Source organism: Nocardioides acrostichi (genome assembly GCF_015319165.1).
Taxonomy (GTDB): Bacteria; Actinomycetota; Actinomycetes; order Propionibacteriales; family Nocardioidaceae; genus Nocardioides; species Nocardioides acrostichi.
In genome coordinates, this window is sequence record NZ_JADIVZ010000003.1 from 216,618 (window position 1) to 236,034 (window position 19,417).

Annotated in this window: 16 protein-coding genes; 7 read left to right on the plus strand and 9 right to left on the minus strand. The window is 71.9% G+C overall.

The features are described from left to right. Nucleotides 1-52 precede the first annotated feature (52 nt). The 6 genes from ISG29_RS08865 to ISG29_RS08890 form a co-directional block, all read right to left on the minus strand. On the minus strand, nt 53-1,045 hold the full coding sequence (locus tag ISG29_RS08865) for an aldo/keto reductase (protein WP_194503057.1): 993 nt from the start codon (nt 1,043-1,045) through the stop codon (nt 53-55). After that, complete coding sequence (locus ISG29_RS08870; protein WP_207792909.1) at nt 1,042-1,452, minus strand: MerR family transcriptional regulator; 411 nt, start codon at nt 1,450-1,452, stop codon at nt 1,042-1,044. Before ISG29_RS08870 ends, ISG29_RS08865 begins: the two co-directional genes overlap by 4 nt. Before the next feature lie 130 nt (nt 1,453-1,582). After that, the gene (locus ISG29_RS08875; RefSeq protein ID WP_194503059.1) at nt 1,583-2,386 is read right to left on the minus strand and encodes an NAD-dependent epimerase/dehydratase family protein; all 804 of its coding nucleotides are present in this window, start codon (nt 2,384-2,386) and stop codon (nt 1,583-1,585) included. Next, nucleotides 2,371-3,015: a TetR/AcrR family transcriptional regulator gene (locus ISG29_RS08880; protein ID WP_194503060.1), complete on the minus strand. Its 645-nt coding sequence runs from the start codon at nt 3,013-3,015 to the stop codon at nt 2,371-2,373. Before ISG29_RS08880 ends, ISG29_RS08875 begins: the two co-directional genes overlap by 16 nt. Before the next feature lie 22 nt (nt 3,016-3,037). Next, entirely contained in the window at nt 3,038-3,838 is an 801-nt protein-coding gene (locus ISG29_RS08885; protein ID WP_194503061.1) for a purine-nucleoside phosphorylase, read from the minus strand. A 25-nt stretch (nt 3,839-3,863) separates the two neighbouring features. After that, nucleotides 3,864-4,316: a gamma-glutamylcyclotransferase family protein gene (locus ISG29_RS08890; RefSeq protein ID WP_194503062.1), complete on the minus strand. Its 453-nt coding sequence runs from the start codon at nt 4,314-4,316 to the stop codon at nt 3,864-3,866. 69 nt (nt 4,317-4,385) lie between these two features. Between ISG29_RS08890 and lpdA the strand changes: the two genes are divergently transcribed. The 4 genes from lpdA (at nt 4,386) to ISG29_RS08910 (ending at nt 10,000) form a co-directional block, all read left to right on the plus strand. Next, a complete protein-coding gene (gene lpdA / locus ISG29_RS08895; protein ID WP_194503063.1) occupies nt 4,386-5,789 on the plus strand; it encodes a dihydrolipoyl dehydrogenase in 1,404 nt (467 codons plus the stop codon). 65 nt (nt 5,790-5,854) lie between these two features. Beyond that, nucleotides 5,855-7,249: an NAD(P)H-quinone dehydrogenase gene (locus tag ISG29_RS08900; RefSeq protein ID WP_194503064.1), complete on the plus strand. Its 1,395-nt coding sequence runs from the start codon at nt 5,855-5,857 to the stop codon at nt 7,247-7,249. 352 nt (nt 7,250-7,601) lie between these two features. Next, entirely contained in the window at nt 7,602-8,765 is a 1,164-nt protein-coding gene (locus ISG29_RS08905; protein ID WP_194503065.1) for a SpoIID/LytB domain-containing protein, read from the plus strand. A gap of 47 nt (nt 8,766-8,812) precedes the next feature. Continuing rightward, the gene (locus tag ISG29_RS08910; protein WP_194503066.1) at nt 8,813-10,000 is read left to right on the plus strand and encodes a SpoIID/LytB domain-containing protein; all 1,188 of its coding nucleotides are present in this window, start codon (nt 8,813-8,815) and stop codon (nt 9,998-10,000) included. Here the strand turns inward: ISG29_RS08910 and ISG29_RS08915 are convergent. Both ISG29_RS08915 and ISG29_RS08920 read right to left on the minus strand, forming a co-directional pair. Then, nucleotides 9,987-11,093 (minus strand): glycoside hydrolase family 6 protein, encoded by a 1,107-nt coding sequence (locus tag ISG29_RS08915; protein WP_194503067.1) that lies wholly within the window; start codon nt 11,091-11,093, stop codon nt 9,987-9,989. The genes ISG29_RS08910 and ISG29_RS08915 overlap by 14 nt on opposite strands. 43 nt (nt 11,094-11,136) lie before the next feature. After that, nucleotides 11,137-14,547 (minus strand): pyruvate carboxylase, encoded by a 3,411-nt coding sequence (locus ISG29_RS08920; RefSeq protein WP_194503068.1) that lies wholly within the window; start codon nt 14,545-14,547, stop codon nt 11,137-11,139. Nucleotides 14,548-14,660: 113 nt separating this feature from the next. Here ISG29_RS08920 and ISG29_RS21585 point away from each other — a divergent pair, with 113 nt between their 5' ends. The 3 genes from ISG29_RS21585 to ISG29_RS08935 are packed head-to-tail and all read left to right on the plus strand — an operon-like array spanning nt 14,661 to nt 17,531. Continuing rightward, entirely contained in the window at nt 14,661-15,317 is a 657-nt protein-coding gene (locus ISG29_RS21585) for a LuxR C-terminal-related transcriptional regulator (protein ID WP_194503069.1), read from the plus strand. After that, nucleotides 15,307-16,425, plus strand: a complete 1,119-nt coding sequence (locus ISG29_RS08930; protein WP_194503070.1) for an ATP-binding protein — start codon at nt 15,307-15,309, stop codon at nt 16,423-16,425. Before ISG29_RS21585 ends, ISG29_RS08930 begins: the two co-directional genes overlap by 11 nt. Next, complete coding sequence (locus ISG29_RS08935) at nt 16,422-17,531, plus strand: hypothetical protein (protein ID WP_194503071.1); 1,110 nt, start codon at nt 16,422-16,424, stop codon at nt 17,529-17,531. The genes ISG29_RS08930 and ISG29_RS08935 overlap by 4 nt, the downstream gene beginning before the upstream one ends. Before the next feature lie 87 nt (nt 17,532-17,618). On the opposite strand, the gene ISG29_RS08940 is transcribed toward ISG29_RS08935, so the two are convergent. Then, complete coding sequence (locus ISG29_RS08940) at nt 17,619-19,415, minus strand: acetyl/propionyl/methylcrotonyl-CoA carboxylase subunit alpha (RefSeq protein ID WP_194503072.1); 1,797 nt, start codon at nt 19,413-19,415, stop codon at nt 17,619-17,621. Nucleotides 19,416-19,417 lie beyond the last annotated feature (2 nt).

Sequence of the window (19,417 nt, forward strand, 5' to 3'; positions counted from 1 at the left end):
CATTTAGGATTCACAGCAAAACTCGCCAACCGGGCGGGCCGGGGTCGGTCCGTCACGCGTCGATGGAGCTCATGTCACCGTAGCGATCGCCGGCCACCGAACCGCGCGGGACGGCGCGTTCGAGTGCCGCCAGATCCTCGTCGGTGAGTCGGACGGCGTGCGCGCCGACGTTCTCCTCCAGATAGCGCACCCGCTTGGTACCGGGGATGGGCGCGACGTCGTCGCCCTGGGCGAGCACCCAGGCCAGGGCGAGTTGCCCCGGGGTGCAGTCCAGCCGCTCGGCGATCTCGGTGACCGCGCGGACCAGTGCGAGGTTCGCGTCGAGGTTGTCGCCGTTGAGCCGCGGGAAGTAGGCGCTCGCGCGGCTGTCGCCGTCGGCGAGCGATCCCTGGGTGAGACGGCCGGTCAGGATGCCGCGGCCCAGCGGTGAGTACGGCACGAGACCGATGCCGAGCTCGCGCACCACGGGGAGGATGTCGTCCTCCAGGTCGCGGGTGAACAGCGAGTACTCGCTTTGGAGGGCGGTGATGGGGTGCACGGCGTGCGCGCGGCGGATCGTGTCGGCGCCGGCCTCCGAGAGGCCGAGGTGCCGGACCTTGCCGGCCTCGACCAGCTCCTTCATGGCGCCGACCGTCTCCTCGATCGGCACGGTGAAGTCGACGCGGTGCTGGTAGTAGAGATCGATGTGGTCGACGCCGAGGCGCATCAGCGAGGCGTCGCACGCGGCCCGCACGTACTCGGGGCGCCCGTTGATGCCCAGCCGGGTGCCGTCCTCGGTGCGCTGATTGCCGAACTTGGTGGCGAGTTGCACCTCGTCGCGGCGTGCGGCGATGGCGCGACCGACGAGTCGCTCGTTGGTGAAGGGCCCGTACATGTCGGCGGTGTCGAGGAAGGTGACGCCGAGGTCGAGGGCGCGGTGGATGGTCTCGATGCCGCCCTGCTCGTCAGGGGTTCCGTAGAACTCCGACATGCCCATGCAACCGAGACCGAGCGCGGAGACGGTGAGCGGCGAGGTGGTGCCGAGGGTGCGCTGTTGAATCGTCATACCCCCACTGAAGACCCTCGAGTGCGCTCCAGGTCAAGTCCCCGGTCGAGTGTGTCCTCGTAGATGCCGATCTTGGCCTCGATCGCCCCGAGGTGCTCGGTGATCTCGGCCAACTGGTCGAGCACGGTGCGACGGTGGGCACGCAGCAGCTCCAGGCGCTCGACCTCGTTGCCGCTGCCGGCCCGCACGAGCGCTGCATAGCGCCGGATGGCTCGGATCGGCATGCCGGTGGAGCGGAGTCGGGTCACCATCGTCAGCCACTGCAGATCCTCAACGGCGTAGCGGCGCTGCCCTGACGACGTCCGCGGCACGGGGCGCAGGAGCAGGCCGTCCTTCTCGTAGTACCGCAGGGTGTCGGTGCTCAGGCCGACCAGGTCTGCGGCCTCGGCGATGGTGTGAGAGCCCATGCCGGCAGTGTGAGACATGGGAGTGCACTCCAGCAAACACAAGAAAAATGGTGGCAGGTCAGCTGCAAAGTCGTGGCAGGTCAGATGAAAACTGGCGACGGGTCACGTGAAAACTGGCGACGGGTCGGCGTCAGAGGGCGGGGCGGTAGAACGACTCGCCCGCCCAAGGGCCACCGACCACGGTGGTCTCGGCGTCGTCCTCGGGGCGCGCGTCGACGGAGCCGGCGAAGGTCTCGGCGTCGTCCTGCGGGTCGAACCCCAGGGTGCGGCCGGGGGTCAGGTCCCACCAGCCCCGGGTGTTGGCCGAGACGCCGTAGAGCACCGCGAAGCCGGGGGAGGGGGCGGTGAGGGCGGCGTGCACCATGCGCACGCAGTCACCGTGGGAGAGCCAGGTCGCGAGCTGGCGCACGGTGGTGGGCTCGGGGAGGAACGAGCCGATCCGGCACGCGATCGCATCGAGGCCGTAGCGGTCGGCGTAGAGGCTCATCACGGCCTCGGCCGCGACCTTGCCGACGCCGTAGAAGGTGTCGGGGCGCGGCCGAGCGTCGGCGCGGAGCACGCCGTCGGCGAGGTCCGCACGCGGCGTCCGGCCGACCGCGTGGTTGGAGGAGGCGTAGACGAATCGCGGCACCCCGTGGGCCACCATCGCGTCGACGAGGGAGGCGGTCGTGGTGACGTGCGAGGTCAAGGAGTCGGGCAGGGAGGCCTCGTCGGGTTGTCCGGCCAGGTGCACGACCGCCTCGGGGGAGGCGTCGGCCACGACGGCGTCGACGGCCGCGGGGTCGGCGCAGTCGGCGACGTGCCAGCCGTCGGAGACGAGGCCGGCGGGGGCCGGAGCGCGGTCGAGCCCGACGACCTCGTGGCCGAGACCGGCGAGTCCCGGCAACAGCACGCGGCCGATGGAGCCGGCCGCGCCGGTCACGAGGACGCGCACAGCATGCCCACCCCCATCGCGATGAGGTTGGTGACGAACGCCTCGGTGTCGAGGCTCGAGCGAGGGGAGCCGGGCGAGGCGCTGTCGCGCAGCCGGACCCGGTCGCCGATGGCGCGCAGGGTGAACGCGGCGAAGAGGCCGAACCGCTCGTCGACGATCTCGACCGGCAGATCCGGCATCCGGGTGCGCAGCAGGTCGAAGGTCTCGAAACCGCCGGTGAGCTGGAGGGCCTCGGCGACCTCGGGGTCGGTGTCGTACTGCTCGTCGACCACGAGGGCTGCCACGATCACGATGAAGCATCGGCCGCTCCACCCGGCCTCGGCCAGTTCGACCGCGGGACGCACCACCGCCTCGACGACGGACGCGACGTCGTCGTCGGGCTGCAACCGGGCCGACTCCAACATGACCCGCTGGCGCTCGGCGATGTCGGCGGCGTGCTGACGCAGCACGGCGGCGAGCAGACCCTCGCGCGAGCCGAAGTGGTAATGCACGGCGCCCCGGTTGCGCTGACCCGCCTGCCGGGTGATCTCGAGCAGCGAGGCGTTGCCGGGGCCGTGCTCGGCGAAGGCCCTGGTCGCGGCCGAGAGGAGACGTTCGCGGGTCTCGGCGCCGGAGTGGGTCTGGGTCATGTCTCTCCCGAAGGGGGCCTTCTCAGATGCGCGGCACGACGCGTGCCAGCAGGTCGCCCATGCGCTGGGCGGCCGCCCGACCGGCCTCGAGCACCTCGGTGTGGTCGAGGGGGGCGCCGCTGATGCCGGCGGCCAGGTTGGTGACCAGGCTCAGGCCCAGCACCTCCATGCCCGCCTCGCGAGCGGCGATGGCCTCTAACGTGGTGCTCATGCCCACCAGGTCGCCCCCGATCGCGCGGACCATGCCGATCTCGGCCGGCGTCTCGTAGTGCGGCCCGGGGAACTGCACGTAGACACCCTCGTCGAGCCCCGGCTCCACCTCGCGACACAGCTCGCGCAGGCGTGGGGAGTAGAGGTCGGTGAGGTCGACGAAGTTCGCGCCGACCAGGGGAGAGGCACCGGTGAGGTTGATGTGGTCGCGGATCAGCACCGGTGTGCCGGGGCTCCAGGTCTCGCGCAGGCCGCCGCAGCCATTGGTGAGCACGATCGCCCGGCAGCCGGCGGCTGCGGCGGTGCGCACCCCGTGCACGACCGCGTCGACGCCCCTGCCCTCGTAGTAGTGCGTGCGCGAGCCGAAGAGGAGCAGCCGGGTGGCGCCCTCCGGCCCGGTCGGCACCGATCTGATGCGGCCGCTGTGTCCGGCGACGGCGGCGGCCGAGAAGCCCGGGACGTCGGTGCTCGCGACGTCGGCGGTCGCCTCGCCCAGCGCCTCGGCGGCGGGCAGCCATCCCGAGCCGAGCACGAGGGCGACGTCGTGACGTTCGACGCCCGTCAGCTCACGCAAGGTCGCCGCGGCCTGCTCTGCCTGCTCGTACGGGGTCACTCCGCGGACCCTACAAGCACACCTCTCACAGGCCGGTGGACCGACACGGGCGACGCCGCAGCGCAGCCACGTAATCGGCAGGTGCGTCGGCCGCCTCCGCTGCGTCGGCCAGCACGCCGAGCTGGATCGCCGAGGGCAGCCCGCCCTCGTAGGCGTCGATGACGTAGACCCAAGCCACCTGCTCGCCGGTCATGGTCGAGACCCGCACCTTGGTCTTGCGGTACAGCCCCGAGTCGGCCTGCTCGTGCTCGTCGAGGGTGCGCTCGTCGTGGCGGCTGATGTCGTAGATCGCTACGAACACCTGCTCGAGCGGGTCCGGGACGAGCGTCGGTAGCGCGCCGTCCCAGCCGTGCTCCTCGCCGCCGAAGGTGAGCCGCCAGCCGGTCAGCCACCCCGTCGTCTGGAGCGGCGAGTGCGGGCAGCGCTCGCCCATCCGGGCCGGGTCGAGGTTGGACCCGTAGGCGGCGTAGAGCGTCACGGGGCACGAGGCTACTGCCAGCGGACCGCCGCTCGCTCGGGCGGTGACGCGCGGGACTAGGGTGGACCCGTGAGCGAGACGCACTTCGATGTCCTGGTCCTCGGCGCCGGCCCCGGTGGCTATGTCGCCGCCATCCGAGCCTCACAGCTCGGCAAGAAGGTGGCCGTCGTGGAGGAGAAGTACTGGGGCGGGGTCTGCCTCAACGTGGGGTGCATCCCCTCCAAGGCGCTGCTGAAGAACGCCGAGCTGGCGCACACCCTCACGCACGAGAAGAAGACGTTCGGCATCGAGGGCGACGCCACCATGTCGTTCGGCCCGACGCACGCCCGCAGCCGCAAGGTGAGCGAGGGGATCGTCAAGGGCGTCCACTTCCTCATGAAGAAGAACAAGATCACCGAGATCAACGGCTGGGGCCAGCTCACCGGCCCGACCTCGCTCGACGTCACGGACGCCGACGGGGCCACGACGTCCTACACCTGCGACGACCTCATCCTGGCCACGGGCGCCACCGTGCGGATGCTCCCCGGCATGGAGAAGAGCGAGAACGTCGTCACCTACGAGGAGCAGATCCTCGACAGCGAGCTGCCCGGCTCGATCATCATCGGCGGCTCCGGCGCCATCGGCGTCGAGTTCGCCTACGTGATGAAGAACTTCGGGGTCGACGTGACCATCGTCGAGTTCCTCGACCGGATGGTGCCGACCGAGGACGAAGCGGTCTCCAAGGAGCTCCTCAAGCAGTACAAGAAGCTCGGCGTGAAGGTGCTGACCTCCACCAAGGTCGAGAACGTCGAGGACACCGGCTCCGGCGTCAAGGTCACCGTCTCGCCCGCCGGCGGCGGTGACTCCGAGGTGCTCGAGGCCGACAAGATGCTGGCCGCCTTCGGCTTCGCCCCCCGCCTGGAGGGCTACGGTCTCGACGCCACCGGCGTCGAGACCACCGAGCGCGGCGCCATCGCGATCGACGACTTCTGCCGCACCAACGTCGAGCACGTCTACGCCATCGGCGACGTCACCGGCAAGCTGATGCTCGCCCACGTGGCCGAGGCCATGGGCATCGTGGCCGCCGAGACCATCGCCGGCGCCGAGACCATGCCGGTCGAGTACGACTTCGTCCCGCGGGCCACCTACTGCCAGCCGCAGATCGGCTCGTTCGGCTACTCCGAGGCCCAGGCGAAGGAGAAGGGCTACGACGTCAAGACCGCCCAGTTCCCGTTCTCGGCCAACGGCAAGGCCGCGGGGCTCGGCGAGACCGTCGGCTTCGTCAAGGTCGTCGCCGACGCCGAGCACGGCGAGATCCTCGGCGCCGCCATGATCGGACCCGACGTCACCGAGCAGCTGCCCGTGCTCACCCTCGCGCAGAAGTGGGATCTCACCGCCGACGAGGTCGCCCGGAACGTGTTCGCCCACCCGACGCTCTCGGAGGCGGTCAAGGAGGCCGTGCACGGCATCGCGGGCCACATGATCAACTTCTGAGAACCCGGTGAGTGGCCAGGCCACGCCGACCGCAACCGATCCAGCATCGACGGAGAGGCATTCGCATGAGTGACCGGGTGGTGATCGTCGGGGGTGGCCCCGGTGGCTACGAGGCCGCACACGTGGCCCAGCAGTTGGGGGCCGAGGTGACGGTCGTCGACACCGACGGCCTGGGCGGCTCGGCGGTGCTCACCGACTGTGTGCCCAGCAAGACCCTCATCGCCACCGCCGAGGTGATGACCGAGGTCGCCGAGGCGGGCGAGCTCGGCATTGGCCTGCGCGACGCCGAAGGTGACCCCGCGACCGCCATCGACGTCGACCTCGCGAAGGTCAACGCGAGGGTCAAGCGACTGGCCACCGACCAGTCCCACGACATCGAGCGCCGGCTGCGCCGTGACGGCGTCGAGGTCGTCACCGGCCGCGGGCGACTCGACGGACCCAACCGGGTCGTGGTGACCCACGGTGAGCGGGGGGAGTCGACCCTCGAGGCCGACGCGATCCTGTTGGCCACGGGTGCCGCACCGCGCACGCTCGAGAGCGCGCAGCCCGACGGTGAGCGCATCTTCACCTGGGAGCAGGTCTACGACCTCACCGAACGACCGGAGAAGCTGGTCGTGGTCGGCTCGGGCGTCACGGGCGCGGAGTTCGCGAGCGCCTACCAGGCTCTCGGCGTCCCCGTGACGCTGGTGTCCTCCCGCGACCGCGTGCTGCCCGGCGAGGACGCCGACGCAGCCGCCGTGCTCGAGGAGGTGGCCACCCGACGCGGCATGGAGGTGCTCTCGAAGTCGCGCATGGAGTCGGTCACCCGCGACGGCGACGTCGTCACGGTCACGCTGACCGACGGTCGCACCGTGGAGTGCTCCCATTGCATCCTGGCGCTGGGCTCGGTACCGAACACGAGCGGCCTCGGGCTCGAGGAGGCCGGTGTCGTCGTCAAGGACGGCGGGTTCGTCAACGTCGACCGCGTCTCACGCACCTCGGCCCGCGGCGTGTACGCGGCCGGTGACTGCACCGGGGTGCTGATGCTCGCCTCGGTGGCCGCGATGCAGGGACGCATCGCCATGTGGCACTTCCTCGGCGACGCCGTGCAGCCCCTCGACCTGCGCACCGTCTCCTCCAACGTCTTCACCGCCCCCGAGATCGCCACGGTGGGGTGCTCCCAGCAGTCCGTCGACGCCGGCGAGATGCAGGCCGAGGTCGCGATGCTGCACCTCTCGGGCAATCCGCGAGCCAAGATGCAGGGCGTGCGCGACGGCTTCGTCAAGCTGTTCTGCCGCCCCGGCACCGGCATCGTGGTGGGTGGCGTCGTGGTGGGGCCGCGGGCCTCGGAGCTGATCCACCCGGTCGCGCTGGCGGTCGCGAACAACCTCACCGCCGACCAGCTCGCGCACGCGTTCACGGTCTACCCCTCGATGAGCGGCTCCATCGCCGAGGCCGCACGGCGACTCCACCGGGTCTGAGGCCGCTGCACCGCTGCACCGCGCTCAGCAGCACCGAGTCCGGCCGGGGCAGCTCGGCGGCCAAGCCCCCGTGGCGAACCCGTCTCGAGAAGCGCTGCGATGGACTCCAGGTCCGACATGCTGCCCTCGGCCGGCGGTCGCGCCAGCGCCGACTCGAGGAGCCCAGCGTCGCCGACGACGGGCTCTCCACCGATCGCTCGCGCCGCGATCTTGAGGGCGAGCTCGAAGTCGAGGAAGTGGGTCACGCGACCGTCACTCGCAGAGGCGGCGCAGCAGGTCGGCGTATCGCGGTGTCAGCTTGCCTGCATCTGTGAGGATGGGGCGGTCCTCGACCGCTCTCGGGAGTCTCTCCATGTCTCGTCGTCTGCCGTTCCTGCTCATCGCGCCCGTACTTGGGTTGGTCCTGAGCTTCGTCGCCGTGGCCACAGCGCCGTCCGCCCAGGCCCGCGCCGGCGGCGTCACCCTGCAGGGCAAGGGGTTCGGCCACGGCAAGGGGCTCTCCCAGTACGGCGCCAAGGCGCGCGCCGAGGCCGGCTGGGGGTACCAGCGCATCCTCGGCTTCTACTACCCGGGTACGAAGCAGGGCAGCGTGGGCGGTCAGGTCACGGTGCTCATCAGCGGCGACACCGGGCGCGACGTGCGCGTGGTCGACCGCTCCGGGCTGAAGGTGAAGCTGCTCGGCAAGAGCCGCACCATCGACCTCACCGGCCTCGACTCGCAGGCGAAGCAGTGGCGGCTGCGGCCCGACGCGCAGGGCCGTACTCACCTGGAGTCCAAGCGCACGAGCGGCGGCTGGCACTCGAAGCGACGCTTCGCCCCCGACGCCGAGTTCCGCGCGCCCGGTCCGATCACCCTCATCAAGCCGGGCGGCCGCACGACGTACCGGGGCACGCTGCGCTCGGTGTCGAGCAACAGTGCTGGCACCCGGCGCGACACCGTGAACAAGGTGAGCCTGGAGAGCTATCTGCGCGGCGTCGTGCCGCAGGAGGTGCCGGCGTTGTGGTCGGCGAACGCCGTGCGCGCGCAGGCCGTCGCGGCCCGCACCTACGCCGCGTACGAGCGGGCGCACCCCCTCACGGGGCGCTACCAGATCTGCGACACCGCGCTGTGCCAGGTCTACGGGGGCGCCTCGGCCGAGCACCCGGCGTCCGACCAGGCGGTCAAGGCCACCCGCAAGCAGGTGCGCACCTACCAGGGCCGGCCGGCCTTCACCCAGTTCTCGGCCAGCAACGGCGGCTACTCGGTCAAGGGATCGGCTGCCTACCTCAAGGCGCGCAAGGACACCTTCGACGACTACCCGGTCTGGAAGCAGAGCGTCTCGGCTGCCGCGATCGAGAGCGCCTACGACATCGGCGCCTTCCGCTCCCTGAGTGTCTCCGAGCGCGACGGGAACGGGGCCTACGGCGGCCGTGCGGTCACGGTCAGCATCCGAGGCTCGTCGAAGACGGTGACGGTGAGCGGCGACGCCTTCCGTTCGACGTTCGGCCTGCGTTCGACGCTGTTCAAAACTACGTGACCGTAGTTCTCGCGTAGCCCGGCGGGGCTGGTGTGACGCGTGGTGCGATGACGCCCATGCGCTCGCTGTTCGCCGTGTCGTTGACGGCTCTGGTCGCCCTCACGGTGGGTGCGGCTCCCGCCCAGGCCCGGCGCGCCGCCGCGATCGACGTGCCCTCCGACGCGGTGTTGACGGTGACCGGTCACGGCTTCGGGCACGGTCACGGGATGTCCCAGTACGGCGCCGAGGGCGCCGCGCGGCAGGGCCTGACCGCGCAACAGATCGTCGCGTTCTACTACCCGGGCACGGACGCCGGCACGCGCGGCGGCCGGATCAGTGTCGGCCTCAGCGGCACCGGACGTCGCGATCTGGTGGTGCGGCCCCGGTCGGGGTTGCGGGTGCGCGACGTCGCGACGGGGGAGACCACGGAGCTGCCGGCCGACGGGGTGTCGCGCTACCGCGTGCGGGTGCGCGATGACGGCGCGCGGGTGGCGCGGCTGCCCGCGGGTGCTCCGGCCAAGGGAGGCTGGGAGCCGGTGGTCGACCTGGCCGGCTCCGGCGAGCTCGACGCGCGCAACCGACCGGTGAGCATGGTGACGCCGTCCGGCGACCGTGCCTACCGGGGCCGGCTGCGGCTGGTCGCTACGGGCTCGGCGCCGGTCGTGGTGAACCGGCTGCGCCTCGAGGACTACCTGCGCGGTGTGGTGCCCCGCGAGATGCCGGCGAGCTGGAGCCCGGCGGCGGTGCAGGCCCAGGCGATCGCGGCCCGCACCTACGCCGCCTACGAGCGCGCTCACCCGGTGAGCCCCGACTATCAGGTCTGCGACACCACCTCGTGCCAGGTCTACGGTGGCGTGGGCTCGGAGAATCCGCTCTCCGACGACGCGGTCGCGGCGACCGCGCGGCAGGTGGTCCTGGCCGACGGGGCCGCGGCGTTCACGCAGTTCGGCTCCAGCAGCGGTGGCTACACCTCGGCCGGCTCCGTGCCCTATCTCGTGGCGCAGGCCGACCCCTACGACGGGTGGTCCGGCAACGGCTACCACGACTGGACGCGTCAGGTGACCGACGACCGCATCGAGTCGCAGTGGCCGGCTCTCGGCGACCTCGAGCGCATCGTCGTGCTCGACACCGAGGGCGGACGCCGCGTGCGTTCGCTGCGCCTCGTCGGCTCCGATGCCACCGTGACGCTCACCGGCGACGCCGCCCGCTCCGGGCTCGGCCTGCCGTCGACCTGGTTCCGCTTCAGCGTGCGCTGAGCGCCTCTCCTCCCCGCGCTGCGGCGAACGGGGTGGTGCGGGCCATCCGGAGAGCGCGCTGCCTGACGAACGGCCAGGTCTGGGTGTCGAGCCAGGGGCGTCCGGCCCAGAGGTAGCCGTCGACGTGCTCTCGGGCGAGCCGGCGGATGCGCGCGGGTAGGTGCCACCGCTTGCGCGCCACCTGGGCGGTCGGCGGGATGCCGAGGGTCGCGCAGACCCTCTGGGCGGCCCTACGGCAGGCGGGTGCGTTGTTGAAGACGCCGTCGGGGTGGGCGTCGAAGAACTCGGTGTAGGTGAAGGGCCGGCCGTTCTCGGCGGTGTCGACGGTGAAGTGGACGTCGTCGAGGCCAGCCTTCGCGAGCGCCGCCACGACCTCGGCGCCGAAGTCGATCTCGCGGGCGGTCGACTCGTAGTGCGTCGTGTTGAGGTGGAAGCCCCGCACGTGCTCGACGCCGGCCCGCGTCAACTGGCGGACGGCGTTCGCCGGGTCGAGGTGGTTCCAACCGGCGGATCCGGCGTCGATGTAGGTGGCGACGTTCGGCAGGGCACCGAGCCGCTTCGCCGCGTAGGTCTCGAGCCGCGAGAGCACGTGCGAGCCGTCGGGCGCGCACAGGGCGAAGGGCCCGTCGGGCTGGAGGACCACCGCGGCGTGCTGCTCGGTGCCGATGCCCGCGACGAACCGGCGGATCCACCGCTTGTACGACGTCCGCTCCGTCTTCGTGGGCAGTCTCGTGCAGGCGGCCTGCTCCCACGGCACCATCCTGAAGACGGTGAGCTGGGCGACCACGGCGGTGTCGCCGCCCGTGGAGGCGTCGATGTAGGAGCGCACCTTCTGCTTGATGTCACCGTCGGGGATCCAGGCGCCGAACCACTTCGAGGTCGGCCGTAGGGCGATGCGGCCGAGCAGTCTCTTCTGGCGACCCGACGCGGCCTCGTACGCGAGCCACTGGGGCTCGGCGGTGTGGCGGGGCACGCCCCACGCGCGTCCGGCCAGCGGGTTGCCCGGATTCGGGTCGGCCGCGCCGGCGAGGGACGGCACGAGCAGGGGCAGGCTCAGAGCGGTAGCGCACACGGCCAGCAACAGACGTCTCACCGCGGCAGGGTAGATCTCGGCCGCGGCTCCTGACCGGCGAACGTCAGGAACCGAGCACGACCACCAGGTCGCCGCCCTCGACCGAGCGGGTGCCGCTGAGGGCCAGGCGGGCCACGGTGCCGGCCCGCGGGGCGGTGATGGCGGCCTCCATCTTCATCGCCTCGATCGTGGCGAGGGTCTCGCCGGCCTCGACCGGCTGGCCCTCCTCGACCACCACCGTGACGACGCCCTGGAAGGGGGCGGCCACGTGACCGGGTTCCGAGGGGTCGGCCTTCTCGGCGGCCTCGACCGCGGCCGACACGCTGCGGTCGCGCACGCTCACGGGGCGCATGTGGCCGTTGAGCATCGCCATCACGGTGCGGAAGCCGCGCTCGTCGGGCTCGCTGATCGACTGGAGCCCGAGGATCAGGTGCTTGCCCTCGTCGAGTGTGACCTCGTGCTCGACGCCCGGGCGCAGCCCGTAGAGGTAGTCCAGCGTGGCGAGCACCGACACGTCGCCGTAGGTGTCGACTGTCTCGGTGTACTCCGCGGTGGGCCCCGGGAACAGCAGCCGGTTGAGCGTCCGGCGGCGCTCGGGGTTGGTCTGGCCGGCCGTGCCGGCGAGCCCGGCGGTGTCGTCCTGCGACAGCGACTCGGTCGCCGGCGTCCAGGAGCGGCCCTCGAGCGCTCGGGAGCGGAACGGCTCGGGCCAGCCGCCCGGCGGGTCGCCCAGCTCGCCGTGCAGGAAGCCCACGACCGAGGCCGGTAGGTCGAACCTCGAGGGGTCGGCCGCGAACTCGGCCGGGTCGGCGCCCAGACCGACCAACGCGAGGGCGAGGTCGCCGATGACCTTGGACGAAGGCGTCACCTTCGGCACGTTGCCGAGGATGTCGTTGGCCGCGGCGTACATGTCCTCGACCTCCTCGAACCGCTCGCCGAGCCCCAGCGCGATCGCCTGCTGGCGCAGGTTGGAGAGCTGGCCACCGGGGATCTCGTGCCGGTAGACGCGGCCGGTGGGAGCGGTGAGGCCGGACTCGAACGGCGCGTAGACCCGCCGTACGGACTCCCAGTACGGCTCGAGCGCGTTGACGGCGGCCAGCGAGAGGCCCGTCTCGCGCTCGGAGTGGTCGGTGGCCGCCACGAGCGAGGAGAGCGGCACCTGCGAGGTCGTGCCCGCCATGGCCGCGCACGCCGCGTCGACCGCGTCGACGCCGGCGTCGATCGCCGCGGTGAGCGTGGCGAGCTGGCCGCCCGGGGTGTCGTGGGTGTGCAGGTGCACGGGCAGGTCGAAGTTCTCCCGCAGCGCCATGACCAAGCGACGGGCCGCAGGCGCCCTGAGCAGCCCGGCCATGTCCTTGATGGCCAGTACGTGGGCGCCGGCCTCGACGATGCGCTCGGCCAGGCGCAGGTAGTAGTCGAGCGTGTACAGCTTCTCGCCGGGCGAGGAGAGGTCGCCGGTGTAGCACAGCGCGACCTCCGCCAGTGCGGTCCCGGTGCCGCGGACGGCGTCGATGGCCGGGCGCATCTGGTCGACGTCGTTGAGCGCGTCGAAGATGCGGAAGACGTCGAGTCCGGTGGCCGCGGCCTCCTCGACGAACGCATCGGTGACCGTCGTCGGGTACGGCGTGTAGCCGACCGTGTTGCGACCTCGCAGCAGCATCTGGAGGCAGATGTTCGGTGCCGCCTGACGCAGGGCCGCCAATCGCTCCCACGGATCCTCGGAGAGGAAGCGCAGCGCGACGTCGTAGGTCGCGCCGCCCCAGCACTCCAGCGACCACAGCTCGGGCGTGGTGCGGGCGACGTACGGCGCGACCGCCAGCAGGTCGGCGGTGCGCACGCGCGTGGCCAGGAGCGACTGGTGGGCGTCGCGGAACGTGGTGTCGGTGACCGCGACGTTCTTCTGCTCACGCAAGGCCCGGGCGAACCCCTCGGGCCCCAGCCGCAGCAGCGCCTGGCGCGTGCCGTCGGGCGCGGGCACCCCGAGATCGACGGGGGGTAGCTTCTCGACCGGGCTGATCGTCACCGGAGCCTCGCCGTGCGGCCGGTTGACGGTGACGTCGGCGAGGTAGGTGAGCAGCTTGGTGCCGCGATCGCCGGTGCCGCGGGCGCGCAGCAGTTGCGGGTGGGTCTCGATGAACGAGGTGGTGACCCGGCCGGCCGTGAAGTCGGGGTCGGCGAGCACCGCCTGGAGGAACGGGATGTTCGTGGAGACGCCGCGGATGCGGAACTCCGCCACCGCCCGACTCGCCTTCTCGACCGCCTTCTCGAAGGTGCGCCCGCGGCAGGTGAGCTTGGCCAGCATCGAGTCGAAGTGCGCCGACACCTCGGCGCCGGTGTAGACCGTGCCGCCGTCCAGACGCACCCCGCCGCCGCCGGGGGAGCGGTAGGTGGTGATGACCCCGGTGTCGGGGCGGAAGTCGTTGGCGGGATCCTCGGTGGTGATGCGGCACTGGAGCGCCGCGCCGCGCAGCACGATGGAGTCCTGGCTCAGCCCGAGGTCGGCCAGCGTCTCGCCGGCCGCGATGCGGATCTGGCTCTGCACCAGGTCGACGTCGGTCACCTCCTCGGTGACGGTGTGCTCGACCTGGATGCGCGGGTTCATCTCGATGAAGTGGTACGTGCCGTCGGCGCCGAGGAGGAACTCCACCGTGCCGGCGTTGCGGTACCCGATCTCACGGGCGAAGCGCACGGCGTCGGCGCAGATGCGCTCGCGCAGACCGGGGTCGAGGTTCGGCGCCGGCGCGAGCTCGATGACCTTCTGGTGCCGCCGCTGCAGCGAGCAGTCACGCTCGTAGAGATGGATGACGCCGTCGTCCCCACCCGTGCCGTCGCTGAGGATCTGCACCTCGATGTGCCTCGGGTCGACCACCGCCTGCTCGATGAAGCACGTGGGGTCGCCGAAGGCGCCCGCCGCCTCGCGCATGCAGGCCTCGACGGCGTCGCGCAGCCGGGCGGGGTCGTCGACCCGTCGCATGCCGCGACCGCCGCCGCCGGCCACCGCCTTGACGAAGAGCGGGTAGGGCAGCCTCTCCGAGGCCGTGAGCAGGGTGTCGACGTCGTCCGACGGCTCGACGCTGGCCAGCGTCGGGACACCCGCCGCCTTGGCCGCGGCGATGGCCCGGGCCTTGTTGCCGGTGAGCTCGAGCACCTCGGGAGCCGGGCCGATGAAGGTGATGCCCGCCTCGGCGCACGCCTCGGCCAGGGCCGGGTTCTCGGAGAGGAAGCCGTAGCCGGGGTAGACCGCGTCGGCTCCGGAGCGTACGGCGACCTCGACGATCGCCTGCGGGTCGAGGTAGGCGCGCACGGGGTGGCCGAGCTCTCCGATCTGATAGGACTCGTCGGCCTTGAGGCGGTGCTCGGACCACCGGTCCTCGTGCGGGAACACCGCCACCGTGCGGGCCCCCAGCTCGTAGGCGGCCCGGAAGGCACGCACGGCGATCTCGCCACGGTTGGCCACCAGCACCTTGGAGAACATGCGTGGCAACCTATCGAGACCAGGTGCGTGAGGGCACCGCGCGTCTCACCGGGTGGCGCCCACCGGCCGGATCGGCTCTCGCGCCGGTGGCTGACCTCACCTAGCCTTTACTCGTGACCGCACCAGTCGCCGAGGGGCCGTGCCGGGTGGCCGCCATCGACGATCACCCGATGATGCTCTACGGGCTCGAGACCTACGCCGATGAGCACCCGGACCGCTACACCTTCGTCGGGCACGCGGCGTCCGTCGCGGACTACGCCGGCGCCGGCTTCGAGGCCGACGTGGTGCTGTTGGACCTCCAGCTCGGAGACGGCTCGCGCCCCCGCGACAACGTGCGACGGCTACTGGCCCTCGACGCCGGGGTGCTCGTCTACACCGAAGGAAGCCGCAACGCGTGGGTCGTCGACGCCCTCCAGGCGGGCGCCTTGGGAGTGGTGCTGAAGTCGGAGGAGCGGGAGGTGCTGCTCGACGCCATCAGCCAGGTCGAGGCGGGGCTGCCGGTCATCAGCCACCAGATGGCCGAGATGGTGCACGCCTACGAGCGCCAGCGACCCCGGCTGGCCAGGCGGGAGGAGGAGGCGCTCCAGTTGGTCGCGCACGGGCTCACCGACCGGCAGGCGGCGCGGGCGATGGGCATCTCGGAGGAGACGCTCAAGGAGTACCTCAAGCGGGTCCGGGTCAAGTACGCCGACCTCGGGAGGCCGGCCTCCTCACGCGTCGACCTGCACCGTCGCGCCGTGGAGGACGGCCTCATCGCCGATGCGGACTGACCCGCGCCGGCTGGCCTGTCTGCTCTTGGTCGTCGGCCTGCTGACGCTGGTGTTCCCCGTCGCGGTCGGTGTGCGCGAGCAGCACGACGGCTACCCCCTCTGGTGGACGGCGGCCGGCCTCGCAGCCCTCGTCGCGAGCCTCGTGCTGGCGGTCGCGGGGCACGATGTCGGTTCCGGACGCACGGTGGTCGCGACCGAGGTCGCCCTCCTGATCACCCTGCCGCTGGTCGAGACGGCGAGTCGGGTGCAGACGCCCTGGCCGCTCTATGTCATCTACGTCGCGAGCGGCGCCGCCGCCGTGGTCTCCCGACGTGGCTCGGGCGTCGCCCTGGCCGTGCTGGCGCTGGTGCTGGCGCGCGGCTGGCTGTCCTGGCGCGTCGACTGGGGCGAGCGGCCCGAGGATCTCGTCGGCAGCCTGCTGTTCGTCGTCACGATCGCCGGTGGCCTCACGACGGTCCGGCTGGTGCTCGACCAGAGCGTCGGACGCATCGGGGTGGCGCGGGCCGAGGCCGTCCGACGACTCGAGGACGCCAGGGCCGTCGAGGCGCAGGGACGAGCCGCGGCGCTGTGGGACGCCTACGTGCACGACGAGGTGCTCGCGGTGCTGGCCGATGTGCAGGTGTCGCAGGACGAGATCCCGGCCCCGGTGCGCGAGGCCGCCGCCAGAGTGGTCGACGACGCCGGGGCCGCGGCCGCGCAGGGTCCGCCGGCGCCCGACCTCGTCGACGGGCTCCTGGACAGCACGCTGGAGATGTGTCCGAGCGCCGACACCCTCGTGGAGGTCGACGACGACGCGGTGCCGCTGCCCGCCGAAGTACGGATCGCGCTCGTGGAGGCGACCCGCGAGGCGCTGCGCAACGTCGGCCGCCACGCGTTCGGGGGCGAGCCGGCGCCCGAGGGGACGGTCGAGGTCAGCGTGCACCACGACCGTCGGGCTGTGCGGGTGCGCGTCGTCGACCGCGGTCGAGGGTTCGACCCCGACCACACCGCCCCGGACCGCCTGGGCATCCTCGTCTCCGTGCGCGGACGCATGGAGGCGGTGGGTGGGCGAGCCCGCGTGCAGTCCAGGCGAGGTGCAGGCACGGAGGTGGAGGTGCTGTGGCCGTGACGTCGACGACGAGCGCGCACCCGACGCCGACGACGTCTGAGGACTCCTCGACGCGCCCGACGGGTTCGTCGGTCACGGCCCCCGTGCGCACCGCCTGCCTCGTCGCGGCCGGTGCCTGGTCGGTGCTGCACGTGACCATGGCGCTGCTGTCGTGGGAGCTGGTCGACGAGCCGTGGCTCTATCTGGCGGCCCTGCTCGGGTGCGGCCTGGTCGTCGTGCGCATGCTCATGCCTCTGATCGACCCTCGCACGCGCCCGCTCGGCCGCGGCGAGGGGCTGATGGTCGTGGCAGCCATCGGCCTGATCGAGGCGGCGGATCTCGCCTCCCTGCACCCCGGTGAGTTGCAGACCTATGCGAACTGGGCGCAGGGGTGGACGGCGCTGCTCATCGCCGTCCTCGTGCTGCGGGGCCGCCCGGGCCACGGTGCCCTGGCTGCGGTGACGCAGATGGGGGTGCAGGTGACCTACCTGCTGCTGGAGCACGGGGTGGTCGTCTCACTCTCCGACGTCGCGCAGGCGAGCGTGGCCGCCCTCCTGTGGTTCCTCGGTTCGTGGGGCATCAGGAGTGTGGTGCAGCCCGCCGACCGGCTGGCCTCCCGGCTGCTCGGCCGTGCGGTCGCCTCCGCCGGTGACCAGGTGGTGCTGGGGGAGTGGGTGGCCGTACGCGAGCAGCGGGTGCGTGAGCTGGAGGCCGACGTGCTGCCCTTCCTGCGCAGCGTGTCCTCCGGTGCGGTCTCGCCGGCCGACGCCGCGCTCCAGGCGAGCCTGCTGTCGGCCCGGCTACGAGACGACCTGCGCGCCCGGGTGCTGCTCGACGCCGGCGTGCGCGAGGCGCTCGTGCGCGCGCGAGCGCGGGGCGCCGTCGTCCGGCTCAGCGCCTCGACGCCGCTGGACCCGGGACGGGCGGCCACGGGCCGCGCCGTGGCGCTGTGCGTGCTGGGCGGCTCCGACGTCGACGACGTGACGCTGCGCGTGACACCCGATCGCCTGACCGTGGCCGTCGAGGGTGCCGATCTCGAGGGCATCGCGGAGGCCCTGCCCAGCCTGCTGCCGGGGGTCTCGCTCACCGAGCGGCCGGGCTTTGTGTGGGCCGACCTGCTCTGGTGACACCCGCCCAGCACACGTGAGAGCAACCGGGAGGTCCGTGTCGACACGGACCTCCCGGTTACCGGAGTGCGACGGGTGGGAGCCGGGTCAGTCCTTCAGCTCGCAGATGACCGCGCCGCTGGTGACGGTGGCGCCGATCTCGGCGGCCAGTCCGGTCACAGTGCCGGCCTTGTGCGCCTTGAGCGGCTGCTCCATCTTCATGGCCTCGATGACCACGATCGTGTCGCCCTCGGCGACCTCGGCGCCCTCCTCGGCGACGACCTTGACCACGGTGCCCTGCATGGGGCTGGTGACGGCGTCGCCGGACGCCGCGGCGCCGGCCTTCTTGCCTGCGGCGCGCTTGGGCTTCTTCGCACCGGCGCCGGCGCCTCCGCCGGTGGCGGCGAGTCCGCCGAGGCCGGCCGGGATGACGACGTCGAGGCGCCTGCCGCCGACCTCGACCACCACGGTCTGACGCTCGCCGGCCTCCTCGGCCTCGGCCACATCGCCGCCGTAGGGCTCGATCTGGTTGTCGAAGTCGGTCTCGATCCACTGGGTGTAGACGTCGAAGGAGCCCTCGCCGGTGGGGTTGGAGGGGCCGACGTAGGCGGGGTCGGAGACCACGGCGCGGTGGAACGGGATGACCGTGGGCATGCCGTCGACGACGAACTCGTCGAGCGCGCGCCGCGAGCGCTCCAGCGCCTGGGTGCGGGTGGTGCCGGTGACGATGAGCTTGGCGATGAGGGAGTCGAACGAGCCGGGGACGGTCTCGCCGTTCTCGTAGCCGCCGTCGAGCCGGATGCCCGGGCCCTGCGGCGGGCTCCACGCCGAGAGGGTGCCGGGAGCGGGCATGAAGTTGCGGCCGCCGTCCTCGGCGTTAATGCGGTACTCGATGGAGTGGCCGCGCACCTCGGGGTCGCCGTACCCGAGCTCCTCGCCGGCGGCGACACGGAACATCTCGCGCACGAGGTCGATGCCGGTGACCTCCTCGGAGACGCAGTGCTCGACCTGGAGTCGGGTGTTGACCTCGAGGAAGGAGATGGTGCCGTCCTGGGCGACCAGGAACTCGCAGGTTCCGGCGCCGTAGTAGCCGGCCTCGGTGAGGATGCGCTTGGAGGACTCGTAGAGCTCGGTCATCTGCTCGTCGGAGAGGAACGGCGCGGGCGCCTCCTCGACCAGCTTCTGGTTGCGGCGCTGGAGCGAGCAGTCGCGGGTCGAGACGACCACGACGTTGCCGTGCTGATCGGCCAGGCACTGGGTCTCGACGTGACGCGGCTTGTCGAGGAACTTCTCGACCAGGCACTCCCCGCGGCCGAACGCGGTGACGGCCTCGCGGACGGCGGAGTCGAAGGCGTCGGGGATCTCCTCGAGCGTGCGCGCGACCTTCAGACCGCGACCGCCGCCGCCGAAGACCGCCTTGATGGCGACCGGCAGGCCGGCCTCCTTGGCGAACGCGACGATCTCGTCGGCGTCGGCGACCGGATCCTTCGTGCCCGGGGCCAGCGGCGCGTTGGCGCGCTCGGCGATGTGCTTGGCCTTGGCCTTGTCGCCGAGGGCCTCGATGGCCGCCGGCGGCGGACCGATCCAGATGAGGCCGGCGTCGATCACGGCTTGGGCGAAGTCGGCGTTCTCGGCGAGGAAGCCGTAGCCGGGGTGTACGGAGTCGGCGCCGGACTTCTTCGCCACCGCGATGATCTTCTCGATGTCGAGGTAGGACTCGGCCGGGGTGGCCCCGCCCAGCGAGTGGGCCTCGTCGGCGATGCGCACGAACACGGCGTCGCGGTCGGGATCGGCGTAGACGGCGACGCTACCGATGCCGGCGTCCTTGCAGGCCCTGATGACCCGGACCGCGATCTCTCCGCGATTCGCGATGAGGACCTTCTGCAATGGCTTGATCTCCGGCACGT